Raw genomic sequence first — 13,245 nt, forward strand, 5'->3', positions numbered from 1 at the left:
CCTTCCGACAAAAAAGCCTCCGCCCGGCAGAAACCGGTTCCGGAGGCTTTTCTCTTATTCAGAGCAGAGCTTCAATCAGGTCGGAAGCTGGCGGATTCGGCGCCGGTAGGCGGCGGGAGAACACCCGAACCAGCGCGAGCACGAGCGCGAGAAGTTGCTCGGATCCGAGAAGCCGATCGTATAGGCGATCTCGGTGATCGAGCGCTCGGTATGAGCGAGCGCGTCGTGCGCAAACTGCTTCTTATGCTTGTCGACCAGGTGAACGAAGACGGCGCCTTCCTCCTCAAGGCGACGCTGAAGCGTGCGCGCGGACAGATTAAGGCGCCCGGCAACGTCCGGAATGCGGACGCTTTCGCCGGCTCTCAGGAGCGCCTCGATTTCCTCTTCAACGCGCACGGTGAAGGAGAACTGCCGAACGCGGTTAAGGTACTGACGGACCACCTGCTCGTTGGCCTCGCGCAGCATTGCGTTCTGTGCGGCATAGGGCTCCATCACGTCGTTGTAGGCAAAGCGGATCGAAGCGCGATCGGAACTCTTCGTGTCGACGGCGCAGCCGAAATACTCCTCGAGGCGGGAAATTTCCTCGCGCTCTGCTCTCGGAAGCGGGATCTTCACCTCGACGGGCGTGACCGCATGCTGCGAAAGGGAATTGGCCTGACGGAAGATGAAGGCAAGCACGCAGAGGAGCGCCGCATGGCGTGCTTCATAGCCGTGCAGAGTCTTCAGCGTCAGGGTCGACCCGGAGCTGTCGTGCGCGAGGCTCGCGTCCATCGTCGTCGAAATCACCTTGGCGTAGCGGGCCGTGAGGTCGAGCACCTGCGCGAGCGAGTGGCTCGTGATGATGGCAAGCCCGAGGCCGTGGAGCGTCGGCGCCTGCATTTCCTGGCCGCATCTGAGGCCGATGAGTTCGTCGCCCGTAGCACTGATGAGCGCCTCCCAGAAGCGGCGCACGTTCATCGCGGGAAAGCGCGCATCGGGAACCGTGAGAAGCGAGGAATCCATGCCGACGCGCTTCAGAATGGCTTCGGGCTCCACGCCGTAGCCTCTGGCGGTCTGGCAGATCGAACGGATCCAGCTCGCGAGAATACTGTCGCCCAGGGGCAGATGCGCATCATCATCGGGAACGGGCTTCCCCTCAAGCGGCAGAGGAAGGCGAATCTCTTCAGACATTTCGGGGAAAAACTCCTTTGAGGACGGAATCTTACGTTATCAGAAAAAGCACTGAAAAAGCGTCAGTCTTAACGGAAGCCCGCGAAAAAAAGCCGGCCGAGGAGAACCCTGGGCCGGCTAAAAACGCGGAGGAAAAAATCACATGCTCGAATCTAATTCTTCAGATCCGATCCGGAGCATCAGCCGTAAATGACGCCCTCTTCTTTGACGACGCGGGTGCCGGCCTTGCCCGCGAGAATCTGATCGATCTCGGAAAGGGCGCCGATCACAGCGGTCTTGCCGCTCTTCTCGACGAAGCGGCAGGCAGCTTCGACCTTCGGGCCCATCGAGCCCTTGGCAAAGCCGAATTCGCGCAGCGACTTCGGATCGGACTGAACGATCTTCTTCTGATCGGGCTTGCCCCAGTTGATGTAGGCGCCGTCAACGTCGGTCGCGATGACGAAGAGATCAGCGTCAAGGGAAGCAGCGAGAACGGACGAAGCGAGATCCTTGTCGATCACAGCCTCGGCGCCGACGAGCTTGCCGTCCTTGTCGAAGTAGGTCGGAACACCGCCGCCGCCGCAGCAGATGACGATGTGGCCGTTTTCAACCAGGGTCTTAAGAGGAGCGAGACCCCAGATGCGCTTCGGATCCGGGCTCGGAACCACGCGGCGCCACTTGTCGTTGTCGGGAGCGATCGTCCAGCCGTGCTGCTTGGCGAGCTGTTCGGCTTCTTCCTTCTCATAAACGGGGCCGACGGGCTTCGTCGGGTTCTTGAAGGCGGGATCTTCAGGATCAACCTGCGTCTGCGTGAGAATCGTCGCGAGCGTGGCGGTCTTCGGCACGTAGTTGACGAGTTCCTGCTGGATCATGTAGCCGATCATGCCGACAGATTCAGCGCCGATCACGTCGAGCGGATACATCGGCACCTTCTTGTAGGCATTGTTCTGGAGAGCGAGAAGACCGACCTGCGGGCCGTTGCCGTGGGTGATCACGAGCTCGTTGCCTTCGTAGGCCTTGGCGATCTGCTTGCAGGCGAGGGAGACGTTTTCGCGCTGGTTTTCGCAGAGCATCGGCTCACCGCGCTTCAAAAGGGCATTGCCGCCCAGAGCAATAACAAGACGCATGACTGAAGAATCCTTTCTGGAGAGTATTGGGTTCAAGAGGCCGGAACGGCATCCGGCCTCTGTGAAGAGAAGCTGAGTTCTATCTGCAGCAGACCCACGGATGAATCAGGAAATATCGGTGATGTCTGCTGCTTTTCTTCTTGAACTCAGCGGATCCCCTGCTGGTGCTTGCGGGATCAGTTGACGCCGACGACGGCAGCGAGGAGCGCCATGCGCAGAGCGACGGAGAAGCCGATCGCGCGGAAGTAGAGCTGGTGCTCGGTGTTGTCGATGCCGAAGTCGAATTCGCCCGGGTTGCGCGGCAGCGAGTGATGGACGCCAACGGTCTTGCCGGTCTTCGCCTTGATGTTGCGGAGCATTTCGAGCGAGACGTAGTAGTTGGCCATCTTCTTCTCGAAGTCGGCGCGGTTCGGGTCATCCTTCTTGACGGAGCAGCCCGGCAGATAGATGAGGTCGACGTTCTTGTCGGCGTAGAGCTCTTCGTTCTGCTTCATCGTGAGGTCGAAGTGCTCTTCGAAGTTCGCGTTCATCTTGATGAGCTTCTGGCGAACGACTTCCGGCGTACGGAGTTCGCTCGTGCCCGTGTAGATGATCTTGGCGCCCATGGCGGCAAGAGCGAGGGCGAAGGACTGGCCGGAGCGGGCGCGCGAGAGGTCAGGCGTGGCGATGGCGACGGTGACCTTGGAGAGGTCGCCGAAGGCGCGCCAGCAGGTGTAGGAGTCAAGGAGACCCTGGGTCGGGTGCGTGACGTGGCCGTAGCCGCCCGAGATCACCGGAGCGCAGTGGCCTTCGATTTCCTTAAGGGCGCCGAGGGCTTCCTTGTCGTCCGGGTGACGCATGACGATGACGTCGGCGTATTCGCTCGTGACGCGCAGGCTGTCGGCGAGGGATTCGTTCTTCGCGACGGAGGAGTTGTGCGTCGGATCCGCTTCCGTGATCACGGAGCCGCCGAGGCGGTGCATGGCGTTTTCATGCGAGCAGCGGGTACGGGTGGAGGGCTGGAAGAAGAGCGTGTAGAGAACCTTGCCGCGCAGCAGGTCGGTGCCGGTGCGCATGAACGGTTCGAGCATCTCAGCAGCCTGATAGAGGGAGAGGATTTCGTCGCGGGAGAAATCATCGAGGAACGTGATGTTGCGGCCCTTCATGTGGGTGCCGGCGAGCGCTTCACGGATATCAAGGTGCTTGAAGTTGCTGTCGAGAGCCATGGTGAAAATTCCTTGGAGTTGGCTTGTTTGCTTTGGTAAAGGTGCTTCTCTGCGAGGGAGTAAGGACCGGCTGGATCGGTATTGAAAGGGATGGCTTCAAAGACAGGGGGGAAAGAAGACCATCCCCTTCGCAAGCGATGCGCGGCCGGTCATTCTTCCGGTCGCCCGCTGGGGGTGAGATCCATTAGATCTCAACGTCGCGGTTGCAGTCCTTCGAATAGATGTAGGAGAACGGGCCGCGGCCGATGCCGTAACCGGCCTGAACCGAGAAGGCGCCCATCCAGAGGAAGTCTTCCTTCTTCGTCGTGTACCAGGTATCGTCGAGGAGGTACATGCCTTCGCCTTCATAGATGTAGGCGCCGTGTTCCTGGACGTGCGTTTCGCAGATGTTGTGGGACGCACCCGGATCGAAGGAGAGGATGTGCATGTTCATGTCGAAGGCTTCTTCAACCGGGAGGAAGTCCTTGACGTGAACGTTGGCCATGCCATCGTAGTCGCGGAAGGCAACTTCGTTGATGTTGCCGAAGACGCTCCAGGGCATGAGTCCCTTGGGATGGGGGATGTAGCGCTGCTTGTAAAGAAGGATGCGGCCTTCCTTGCCGTTGACGTTCTTGAAGCCGATGCCCTTGCCCGGAGCGGAGTAGGCATAGCCGCCCTGCGTGAGGACGCGCTTTTCGCCGGCGACGTCGACTTCGAGTTCAACTTCGCCGTCGAGGACGTAGATGAAGGCTTCTTCGTGTTCCTTGGCGCCGTAGGGGTAGTCCGTGTGCGCCGTGGCGCCCAGGGTACCGATCAGCTGCACGAAGCCCGCGCCGATCTTCGGCGAGCAGAGAATCGTCATCTTGGCGTCAACGATTCCGGGAACCGTATTGATCACGCGGCCCTGGGGGGTGATGATCGCAAAGTCCGCCTTGACGACTGAACGGTTGGAAAGCAGGTCCTGAGGATAACCAGGCATCTGAAACTCCTTCAACTGACTGTAAGAGTGGTTGCTTTTTTCGCCTCGAAGCCTTTGGCAGCATCCTTTGTGTTCCGGCCCTGCCCTGGCTTTGATTTGATCTTCGGAAAGCGTGTTCCGTTGAATTGAACTATAGGCGCTAAATGACTTTTCTCATGCGCTCATCGCGTCAAGGTCATGTCATTACGCGTCACGCATATACAGCGTTTCCTCCTATACCGTAATTTGATTTTCATATTTTTCAATATGTTTAAAAATATTACCCGACAAACACCTTATGTTTCTCATGACGTTCGATATCAACTTGTGACATAGCACTTGTCATTTAATGCCATCGAAAACCAAAAAGAAAAAGCGCTGCAGAGGGAAGACGAACTTCCTGCCGCAGCGCCTCAATGTCCTCAAGTTCGAGGACTTTTCCTCAGGGAGAATGGTTAGTCGCGAATGATGTCGGAGTTGGCAATCCAGCGATAGACGCCCGCAGCCATGAAGGCGCCGATGAAGAAGGTGAAGTTGCCGATGCCGCTGCCCGAATCGAGCATCATTGCCGCAACGCTGGCAATGCCCGCGGGAATCAGCGCCGCAACAGCCTTCCAGTTGACGCCGTGACGGTACCAGTAGCTGCCCTCGCGGCTCGTGCTGTAAAGGTCGTGCACGTTCACATGACGGCGCTTGATGAAGTAGTAGTCGATGATCAGGATGCCGTAGACCGGGCCGATGAGGGCTGCGAGCACGTCAACCGTTACGTGAATCACCTCCGGCGAGCTGAAGAGATTCCAGGGCAGGAGCGCAACCGAAAGAACGGAAGCGACGAGGCCGCCCGTACGCCAGGAAATGTACTTCGGGAAGATGTTCGAAATATCGAAGGCAGCCGAAACGAAGTTGGCGACAATGTTGACGCCCACCGTGGCGATCAGCATCGTCAGGCCGAGAATCAGCACGGCAGTCTTGTTGTCGAGCTTGCCCATCACCTCAATCGGGTCGACGATGAGTTCGCCGAAAACCACCGGAGTGCCCGAAATCGTCACCACTGCGATGAGCGAGAAGAAGACGAAGTTGATGGGGAGGCCCCAGAAGTTGCCGCGCTTCATCTGCGACGGGCTCTTCGCGTAGCGCGAGAAGTCGCCGAAATTAAGGGTCGGCCCGCAGAAATAGGACACTACAAGCGCGGCGCCCACAATCATCGTCCAGACGGTTTCGCTCACGCTCATTTCTTTTTCAGTGAGCGAGAAGCTGATGTTTTCCCAGGCAGCTTCGCGAACAATCAGGACCATCAGCACGAGCATGGCGATGTAGACGATCGGGCCCGCCCAGTCCATGAAGCGGCGGATGGCTTCCATGTTGCAGAGGAAGAGCGCCGTCTGGAGCACCCACATAGCGGCAAAGCAGTACCAGCCGAGCGTGGAGAGTCCGAGAATGTTGTCGTGCGTCAGGCTCACGAGATCAGGCCACTCGTAGAGGACCACGATCATGAGTGCAGCACTTGCAAGATAAGTCTGGATGCCGTACCAGACGACGGCAATGCCGCCGCGGATGAGTGCCGGAATGTTCGCGCCGAAGACGCCGTACGTCATGCGCGAAATGACCGGGAACGGCACGGCGAGCTTCTGGCTCGGCACGCCGATGATGTTGGCAAGTCCCTGAATGATGACAATGCCTACGATGAGGGAAACAAAGACCTGCCAGCCTGCCAGACCAAGAGAGAAGAGCGTGCCGGCAAAAATGTAGCCGCCCGCACTGTGAACGTCCGACATCCAGAAAGCAAAGATGTTGTACCAGTTCCAGGTCTGTTTTGAGGGAAGTAAATCCTTGTTCGCGAGAACGCTCTCTGATATTGCCTGCGTCGAAGTTCGATCGTCCATGGTTGGCGCTCCTCGGAAAAGTTTCTTATTTGTTGTTTTTTGCAACACCCGTATTCTCAGAAGAGCGGCGCGTGGGGTCGATAGCTTTAGGCGACAAGAAAATGGCTTTTTGCGTCAAATATGTTTTCAGTTTATTTAATTGATTTACTTGGTGAAATTAGTTAACACTCATCTCAGAACATACCCTTATAAAATTATCTGTGGCGCTTAAAGACATAAAAATGGTAGCTAATGACTTTTACCTATTCTGTATGTCTTCGGATTCAGCTGCCGGGTTCTTGTTTCTGTGTGCATATTCAAGACATAAATTTCGAAGTCTTCCCGTAAACAGGAAAAAGCCGGGAGGAGTCGAACAAACTCCCTTCCCGGCTTTCGAATGAGGCGTCACTCAGAGGAAACGCCTCGGCAGCATGGGATTGTCTTTAGGCGGCAATCGTCATGCGGCGGCCCATCGGCTTCTCGGAAGCGCCCTTTTCAAGGCTCCAGGCGAGATTGCCGCGCACAAGCGTGTGCGTGATGCGGCAGTCGATGCGGCGGCCTTCATAGGCGGAGAACTTGTTCTTGTAGAGCAGATCCTCGGCCTTGAGCACGTAGCTCGACTTCGGGTCGATGAGCACGAGGTCGGCATCAAAGCCGAGCGCGATCTCGCCCTTGCCCTTCAGGCGGAAGCGGCGGGCCGCTCCGGTGGAGAGCGCCTTCGCGAGCGTGACGGGGCTGATGCCGTGCTTCAGAACCGCTTCGTCGAACATGGCGTCGACGCAGTTCTGACAGCCGCTGATGCCGCCCCAGGCGTCGAACGCATTGTCCGAAGACTTGAGGTCGAACGTGCAGGGCGAGTGGTCGGAAACGAGCATCTCGATTCTGCCTTCGGCAAGGAGCTCCCACATGCGGCGCTGGTGAGCGCGGTCGCGGATCGGGGGCGAGCACTTGGCCTTGGGGCCGATCGCATCAAGATCCTCGGTCGCGAGGAGGAAGTAGTGCGGGCAGGACTCAAAGCTCGCGTCGACGCCGCGGGCGCGGGCGCGCTCGACCTCTTCAACCGCCTCGTGGCAGGAGCAGTGCGCGATGTGAATGCGGCAGCCGGCGGCTTCCGCGATCATGAGCACGCGATGCACTGCCTCGACTTCCGTAAAGACCGGGCGGGAGGCGACGTAGTCGGAAAGCGACTTTTTGCCGCTCGCGCGGGCTTCCGCACCGAGACCGTCCGTGATCGTCGCGTTTTCGCAGTGAACGACGAGAAGACCGTCCTTCTTCGCGATTTCGCGGGCGCCCTGATAGAGCTCCCAGTCGGTCACGTTCTTGAAGTCTCCGGGCTTGCCGGAACCGCAGGTGGCGACGAAGGCCTTGAAGGCGGCGACGCCGGCGTCCGCGAGGGGCGCGAGGTCGGCAAGGTTCCAGGGAACGAGGCCGCCCATCGGGGCGTAGTCGACCCAGCACTGGCCTTCGGCGGACTTGAGCTTGATTTCAAGGCTCGGAATATCCGTCGTGCAGGGAATCTGGTTGAGGGGCATCTCGACGAACGAGGTGATGCCGCCTGCAGCCATGGCCTGCGTACCCGTGCGGTAGCCTTCCCATTCGGTGCGGCCGGGCTCGGAGAGGTGCATGTGAGGATCAACCATGCCGGGCAGAACGTATTCGCCGGCAGCGTCGATTTCCTCGCGGGCAGGCTCTTCGATGCGGTTCGAAAGGCGAACGATCACGCCGTCCTTCACGCCGATGTCGAGAGACTCAACGGCTTCGGTGGTAACGACCTGGCCATTGCGGATGATGAGATCGAGCATTTGCTTCTTTCACTCCATTAGAAGTTGAGGCCGAGCTGCTGCTGCAGGTAGAGCGCGACGCAGCAGATGGCGCCGAGGATGAGCATCAGAGGCGTATAGAAGCGGATCCACTTCGTGTATTCGACCTTGGCGATCACGAGGGTGGCGATGAAGAAGCCGGAGGTCGGGAAGAAGATGTCCGTGAGCTGGCCGCCCCAGGCGTTGGCAGAAACGATGGCCTGCTGCGAAACGTCAAGGAGGGAGCCGAGCGGCGAGAGAATCGGCATCGTCAGAATGGTAAGGGCCGTGGCGCCAGGAATGAGCGCATTGAAGATGGCCTGTTCCCAGAAGATGGCGATGGCGGAGAGGGCCGGAGGCGTCGTGGCGAGGAGCTGCTCGAGCCAGTAGACGATCGTGTCGGTAATGACGCCCTTGTCCATCACGACGGCGATGGCGGAGGCAACGCCGCAGAGGAGAGCGCCGACCATCAGGTCGCGCATGCCGGCATTGATGTCGTCGCAGATCTACTGCGCGGACTTGCCTGCGATGATCGCGGCGATGATGCCGATCGCGAGGAAGAGGCCGCCGATCGCTTCAAAGCCGAGGTTCATCGAAAGGATGAGGTAGACGGCGATCGGGAACATGATGAGGCAGGAGACGCCCGCATAGACCTGACGCTGCGTGAACGTCAGTTCCGTGCCCTTCGTCTTTTCAGCTTCTTCCTGAGCAAACTGTTCCTTGAGTTCAAGGTCGGTGTCGTACGTGAGGCTCTTCTTCGGGTCCTTCTTGACGCGGGCAGCGTAGAGCATCACATAGGCGATCGTGACGGCGACGGCGATCACGAGGACGACGGCGCGCAGGCCGGAGCCCGAGAACATCGTGATCTGAGCAATCTGCTGGCCCATGCCGACCGAACCCGGAATCGTGATGCCGAAGGTGAAGCCGATGCAGGGCGAGAGGAGCGCAACCGCGGTAGCGGTCATGCCGTCATAGCCGAGGCGATAGAAGAGCGGGAGGAACACCGGCAGATAGGCGAGCGACAGTTCCGGCACGCCGATGAAGGCGGCGAGCATCGAGAGAACGATCATGAGCACCGGAGCCACGAGGAATTCGGACTGGCCGACCGCGCGGGAGAGGCGCTGAACGCCGAGGTCGATCAGGCCGGCGCGCTTGATGAGGCCCATGCAGGCGCCAACCATGAAGGTGAGGACGACGATGCCGGCGGCGCGTTCAAAGCCGAACGGAATGGCCGTGATGATCTCAAGCCAGCCGGCAGGGTTCTGCGCGACGGCATGATAGGTGTTGGCTACGACGAGGTTCTGTACGCCGTGCGCAGTTTCAACGACCTGGCGATCGTACTGGCCGGCAGGAACAACGTACGTGAGCACTGCCATGAGAAGAATGAAGAGCCCGAGAATAATGTAGATGTCGGGCATCTTGAAGCCCTTCTTCTTGGGGGCTTGCTGCGAAGTATCCTGCTTCGGATTCATTTTGCGGTCCTGGGGGGAGGGTTGATTTTTCCTCAGAATCCGCAACACACAGCTCTGGCGTAATCTGACAGACTATGAGGAAAATGGTTGACACACACAAAGCTTCAAGCCTGTTGATTTTTCCGACTATCCGCTTTGTTCAGAAAGCAATATAGGGTGTTGACCCTAAATCGCACGATGCCGGAGCACGTCAACTTACTGTCAGAATGCGCCACTCATGGTTGTTCCTCATGTCCCCCCGGGGCATAAAAAAAGCGCTTTCCCCTGCCTTCCATGAAGGCGCCGGGAAAGCGCTTTTCCAATGCGGCCCAATGATGGAGCGGGAGCGTCAGGACTTCGATCCTTCGATCAGAATGTCGACGCGTTCGCGCATCGTGTCGGCATCAACTGACCCGGTGTGCTTCCAGATGGGTTCCCCCTTGGCGTCGTAGAAGATCTGCGCGGGCATCTGGTCGATGAGGAATACGTCCTCAATGCCGCGCCACTTGTCGATGTCGATCGTGACGAAGGCGGCGCGGTCGCCGTACTCCTTCTGCATCTGCTTCATGAGCTCTTCCATTTCCGGGCAGCTCGCGCACCAGGTGGCGCCGAAATCGACCACCGTCACCTTGCCGGGAACGGGGAACGGATACTTCGGGTCATAGTTGCTGTTGGCGGCGGAGTCCGCCGCATGCGCGAAGCCCGTCGAAAGAAGAAGGGCGGCGCTCGCTGCCGCACAGATAATCTCGCGTCTGAACATTTTTATGCGTTCCCTCTCAAGAAAAAAAAGATGAATGGATTCAAGCGCTCTTCGTGCGCGCTTCAAGGCGCCCTTCCGCCATGTCGTAGAGCCGGGTTGAAGCGTCAAGACTGAAGGTGTCGTGCGTCACCATCAGAACCGCCCCGCCCTTCTGAGCAATGGCGCGGAAAATATCGACAACGCCCCGGGCGCTTGCCGGATCGAGGTTGGAAGTAGGTTCGTCGGCAACGATCACGTCCGGAGAACACATGAGCGCGCGAGCAATTGCAACGCGCCTCAGTTCGCCGCCCGAGAGCGCGCTCGGGAACTGGCTCCCGAGATCCTTAAGGCCCACCTCTTCGAGAAGCGCCTCAGCCCTCCCCTCCGGCTCCGCCCCTCTCTCTCCTGCCAGGTACCAGGGGAGACGAACGTTCTCGAGGATGGTGAGGGTCGGAATGAGGCCGGCGCTCTGCGGAACATAGCCCACGTGCGCATTTCGAAGGCCCGAGCGCTTCGCGTCGTCAAGCTTCGAGATGTCTTCGCCCATGAGCGAAACACTCCCTTCCGTCGGCGGCAGAAGCCCGACCAGAATATTGAGAAGCGTCGACTTCCCGGAACCGGAGCGCCCGAGGACGGTCACAAAGTCGCCGGAAGCCACCTGCAGACTTGCGCCTCTCAGCGCCCAGAAGGGCCGCCCGCCCCGTTCGTAGCGCTTCCCAAGGCTTCTTGCATCAATCAGCATGGTCATGATCAATCCCCCTCGCGAAGCGTCGTGTAGATGTCGCGCCTGCCGATGCGCCAGGCGGTCGGGAGCGCCGCGAGCGGAACCGTCGCAATGCCGGCGGCCAGGCTCGCGATGAGCGCAAAGACCCAGGCCCCGGGCGCAGGGGTCAGATAGGGAAGCCCGATCGCGCGCGAAATCGCCGTTGAGAAGCTCGTAACCGCAATTGCGCCGATCAGCACGCCGGCGCAGGAACCCGCCGTCGAAATCATGAAGGCTTCCGACATGACGATGCGGATGACGCGGGAACGGGATGCCCCCAGCGCCCTGAGCGTTGCAAATTCACGCTGCCGCTCGCTGAAGGCAAAGAAATAGACAATCAGCATGATGAGGGCTGCGATCACCCAGAAGCCCCCGGCTGCGGAATACATCACCGCAACGATTTTCTGGAGTTTTGCCGACGTGTCGCTCATCATGTTGGAGGCAAAGACGAAATTCACGTTGGCGCCGAGCCCGAGCTCGTCGAAGAGGCCGTCCGAAACCGTGATCGGGTCAACCCCCGGATTCACACGCACGAGAATCGACGAGAGGCTCTTGGCAATTTCATCCTTCTTTTCGGGAGAAGCAATTTCGCCGAGCTTGCGGGCAGCCTCGATCGTCATGAAGATCGACGAATCGAACCCCATGCCGGTCGCTGCGAGTCGGCCGACGATTTTGAACTTCTGGCCGTAGAAAGTGAGCTCCGTTCCGATGTCGCCGAAAATATAGTCGCCGACGATGACTTCATTGCCTTCAAGAGGCTTCTCAGCCGCTTTGCGAAGCCAGGGAGCAACGACGAAATCCGTTTTTTCATCGATGCCGATGAGCTGAACCTTCACCGAGCAGCACTGGGCATCAAGAGATGAGATGAAGAGCTGTCCCGAGGCCTGAGCCACGCCGGGGAGCTTTCTCACCGTATCGAGAAGCTTTGCGTCGAGATAAAAGGTTGACGGCTCCGCCCTCAGAATGACGCTTTCGATCTTTTTGCCTTCCCCCTGCGGCACGACGAGAAGGTCCGCCCCCATGCGTGCGGAAAGAGATTCAATGCCGGCCTGAAGATTGGCCGCAATCATTGAACCCGAAAAAAGCATGAAAGTGAAAACAGCGGCAATGAGCGCGAGGGAAAGCGAACGCAGGGGCTTTTGCGAAACGTTGGCGGCCGCAATGCGAAGCGTCGTGATCGGTGTCATATGAGGATGGCTCCCTTAAAGTAAGCGGCTGAATCTCAGCGTGCAAGCTTTGAGAGGCGCCACATTTCGGCGAGCGCAATGAGCGCGATGAGCGCGCCCGCGACGAGGATGGTCGGCTGCGTCACGGCGTGGCATCCCATCATCGGGTTGGGGCACGGCCCGATCAGGAAGCTCGCAAGGGCCATTTCAAGCATTGCGGTGAAAATAATGCCCGCGAGCGCACCGATCGCAGCTCCCGCAGAAGGCGAGAACAGCATGACGATGCCGAGAGCCGCGATGACAAGGGAAGCGCCCGCCGCAGCACGGGTCATCCAGACGCACTTCATGACCACTTCGCCGTGACAATGCGGCAGCCACCAGAAGAGCGCCGCTGACAGAACAATGCCGACGACAGTCATCACGATGCCGCTCGCAAATGCGGGACGAGATTGCGACATTTCAGGAATTCCTTCCAAAAAGAACACTCCGGGCAAAAAGGATTTTCCCCGGAGAAAACATGCCTGCACTTCAAAGCGCAGACTTTTACTGCTGCTTGGCGGCCTCGCGCTTCAGACGCGCCGCTTCAATGCCCCGGTCCTTGCGTCCGAGACCTTCAAATTCGTAGCCGTTCTGCACCCAGCCCTGAATGCCGTCGGGCATGAGGTACACGTTTTCGTAGCCGAGCTCAATCACCCTGAGGGAAGCCTCAAAGGAGACGTTGCAGAGACGATTGATGCAGTAAAGGATGATGAAGGAATTCTTCTTGTCTGCAGGCAGAAGCTTCTCCCACCCTTCCACATTGGCGTGAATCGACCCCTTCAGATGGCTCTGCTCGTAGATGTCCTCGGGGTTGCAGTCAAAAACGTACACGCCGGGCTTGCCGAGATTCTTTGCGACGCGGGCCAGGGAGAGCGGAATCGGCTGGCGCTGCTGCACCTGAGGAGCGGCGCTTTCCGCCGCCGCTGCGGAGCCCGAAAAGCCCGCGGCTGCAAGAAAAGCCGCACAGAGAGCGGCCAGACAGGTTGTCTTCATCATGGGGTTCCTGGA

11 protein-coding genes and 1 pseudogene are annotated in these 13,245 nt (G+C 58.9%); all 12 read right to left on the reverse strand.

Annotation, left to right across the window (positions count from 1 at the left end; genetic code table 11):
• Positions 1 to 75: 75 nt before the first annotated feature.
• Positions 76 to 1,170: an AraC family transcriptional regulator gene (locus Q0106_RS09910; RefSeq protein WP_297612284.1), complete on the reverse strand. Its 1,095-nt coding sequence runs from the start codon at positions 1,168 to 1,170 to the stop codon at positions 76 to 78.
• A 179-nt stretch (positions 1,171 to 1,349) separates the two neighbouring features.
• Positions 1,350 to 2,276: a carbamate kinase gene (gene arcC, locus Q0106_RS09915; RefSeq protein ID WP_297612287.1), complete on the reverse strand. Its 927-nt coding sequence runs from the start codon at positions 2,274 to 2,276 to the stop codon at positions 1,350 to 1,352.
• A gap of 176 nt (positions 2,277 to 2,452) precedes the next feature.
• Positions 2,453 to 3,481 (reverse strand): aspartate carbamoyltransferase, encoded by a 1,029-nt coding sequence (locus Q0106_RS09920; protein WP_295490443.1) that lies wholly within the window; start codon positions 3,479 to 3,481, stop codon positions 2,453 to 2,455.
• Positions 3,482 to 3,665: 184 nt separating this feature from the next.
• Positions 3,666 to 4,439: a (S)-ureidoglycine aminohydrolase gene (allE, locus tag Q0106_RS09925; RefSeq protein ID WP_139687583.1), complete on the reverse strand. Its 774-nt coding sequence runs from the start codon at positions 4,437 to 4,439 to the stop codon at positions 3,666 to 3,668.
• Positions 4,440 to 4,873: 434 nt separating this feature from the next.
• On the reverse strand, positions 4,874 to 6,301 hold the full coding sequence (locus tag Q0106_RS09930) for an NCS1 family nucleobase:cation symporter-1 (RefSeq protein ID WP_297612292.1): 1,428 nt from the start codon (positions 6,299 to 6,301) through the stop codon (positions 4,874 to 4,876).
• A gap of 422 nt (positions 6,302 to 6,723) precedes the next feature.
• Positions 6,724 to 8,082: an allantoinase AllB gene (gene allB, locus Q0106_RS09935; protein WP_297612296.1), complete on the reverse strand. Its 1,359-nt coding sequence runs from the start codon at positions 8,080 to 8,082 to the stop codon at positions 6,724 to 6,726.
• Between the two features lie 17 nt (positions 8,083 to 8,099).
• A pseudogene (locus Q0106_RS09940) lies at positions 8,100 to 9,551 on the reverse strand (YfcC family protein).
• A gap of 328 nt (positions 9,552 to 9,879) precedes the next feature.
• On the reverse strand, positions 9,880 to 10,290 hold the full coding sequence (locus Q0106_RS09945; RefSeq protein ID WP_297612300.1) for a thioredoxin domain-containing protein: 411 nt from the start codon (positions 10,288 to 10,290) through the stop codon (positions 9,880 to 9,882).
• 40 nt (positions 10,291 to 10,330) lie between these two features.
• Positions 10,331 to 11,017 (reverse strand): ABC transporter ATP-binding protein, encoded by a 687-nt coding sequence (locus tag Q0106_RS09950; protein WP_297612303.1) that lies wholly within the window; start codon positions 11,015 to 11,017, stop codon positions 10,331 to 10,333.
• A 2-nt stretch (positions 11,018 to 11,019) separates the two neighbouring features.
• Positions 11,020 to 12,219 carry an FtsX-like permease family protein gene (locus Q0106_RS09955; RefSeq protein ID WP_297612306.1) on the reverse strand — a complete coding sequence of 400 codons (1,200 nt, stop codon included), beginning with the start codon at positions 12,217 to 12,219 and terminating at the stop codon, positions 11,020 to 11,022.
• A gap of 35 nt (positions 12,220 to 12,254) precedes the next feature.
• Positions 12,255 to 12,656, reverse strand: a complete 402-nt coding sequence (locus Q0106_RS09960) for a DUF4418 family protein (protein ID WP_297612309.1) — start codon at positions 12,654 to 12,656, stop codon at positions 12,255 to 12,257.
• A gap of 85 nt (positions 12,657 to 12,741) precedes the next feature.
• A complete protein-coding gene (locus tag Q0106_RS09965) occupies positions 12,742 to 13,233 on the reverse strand; it encodes a rhodanese-like domain-containing protein (protein WP_297612312.1) in 492 nt (163 codons plus the stop codon).
• Positions 13,234 to 13,245: the final 12 nt, after the last annotated feature.

This window comes from uncultured Sutterella sp. (assembly GCF_937923675.1).
In the GTDB taxonomy this organism is placed as follows: domain Bacteria; phylum Pseudomonadota; class Gammaproteobacteria; order Burkholderiales; family Burkholderiaceae_F; genus Sutterella.

Coding starts and splice junctions, on each gene's coding strand:
- Q0106_RS09910 (WP_297612284.1), bottom strand. CDS start 1,170: ATGTCTGAAGAGATTCGCCTTCCTCTGCCGCTTGAGGGGAAGCCCGTT.
- arcC (WP_297612287.1), bottom strand. CDS start 2,276: ATGCGTCTTGTTATTGCTCTGGGCGGCAATGCCCTTTTGAAGCGCGGT.
- Q0106_RS09920 (WP_295490443.1), bottom strand. CDS start 3,481: ATGGCTCTCGACAGCAACTTCAAGCACCTTGATATCCGTGAAGCGCTC.
- allE (WP_139687583.1), bottom strand. CDS start 4,439: ATGCCTGGTTATCCTCAGGACCTGCTTTCCAACCGTTCAGTCGTCAAG.
- Q0106_RS09930 (WP_297612292.1), bottom strand. CDS start 6,301: ATGGACGATCGAACTTCGACGCAGGCAATATCAGAGAGCGTTCTCGCG.
- allB (WP_297612296.1), bottom strand. CDS start 8,082: ATGCTCGATCTCATCATCCGCAATGGCCAGGTCGTTACCACCGAAGCC.
- Q0106_RS09945 (WP_297612300.1), bottom strand. CDS start 10,290: ATGTTCAGACGCGAGATTATCTGTGCGGCAGCGAGCGCCGCCCTTCTT.
- Q0106_RS09950 (WP_297612303.1), bottom strand. CDS start 11,017: ATGACCATGCTGATTGATGCAAGAAGCCTTGGGAAGCGCTACGAACGG.
- Q0106_RS09955 (WP_297612306.1), bottom strand. CDS start 12,219: ATGACACCGATCACGACGCTTCGCATTGCGGCCGCCAACGTTTCGCAA.
- Q0106_RS09960 (WP_297612309.1), bottom strand. CDS start 12,656: ATGTCGCAATCTCGTCCCGCATTTGCGAGCGGCATCGTGATGACTGTC.
- Q0106_RS09965 (WP_297612312.1), bottom strand. CDS start 13,233: ATGATGAAGACAACCTGTCTGGCCGCTCTCTGTGCGGCTTTTCTTGCA.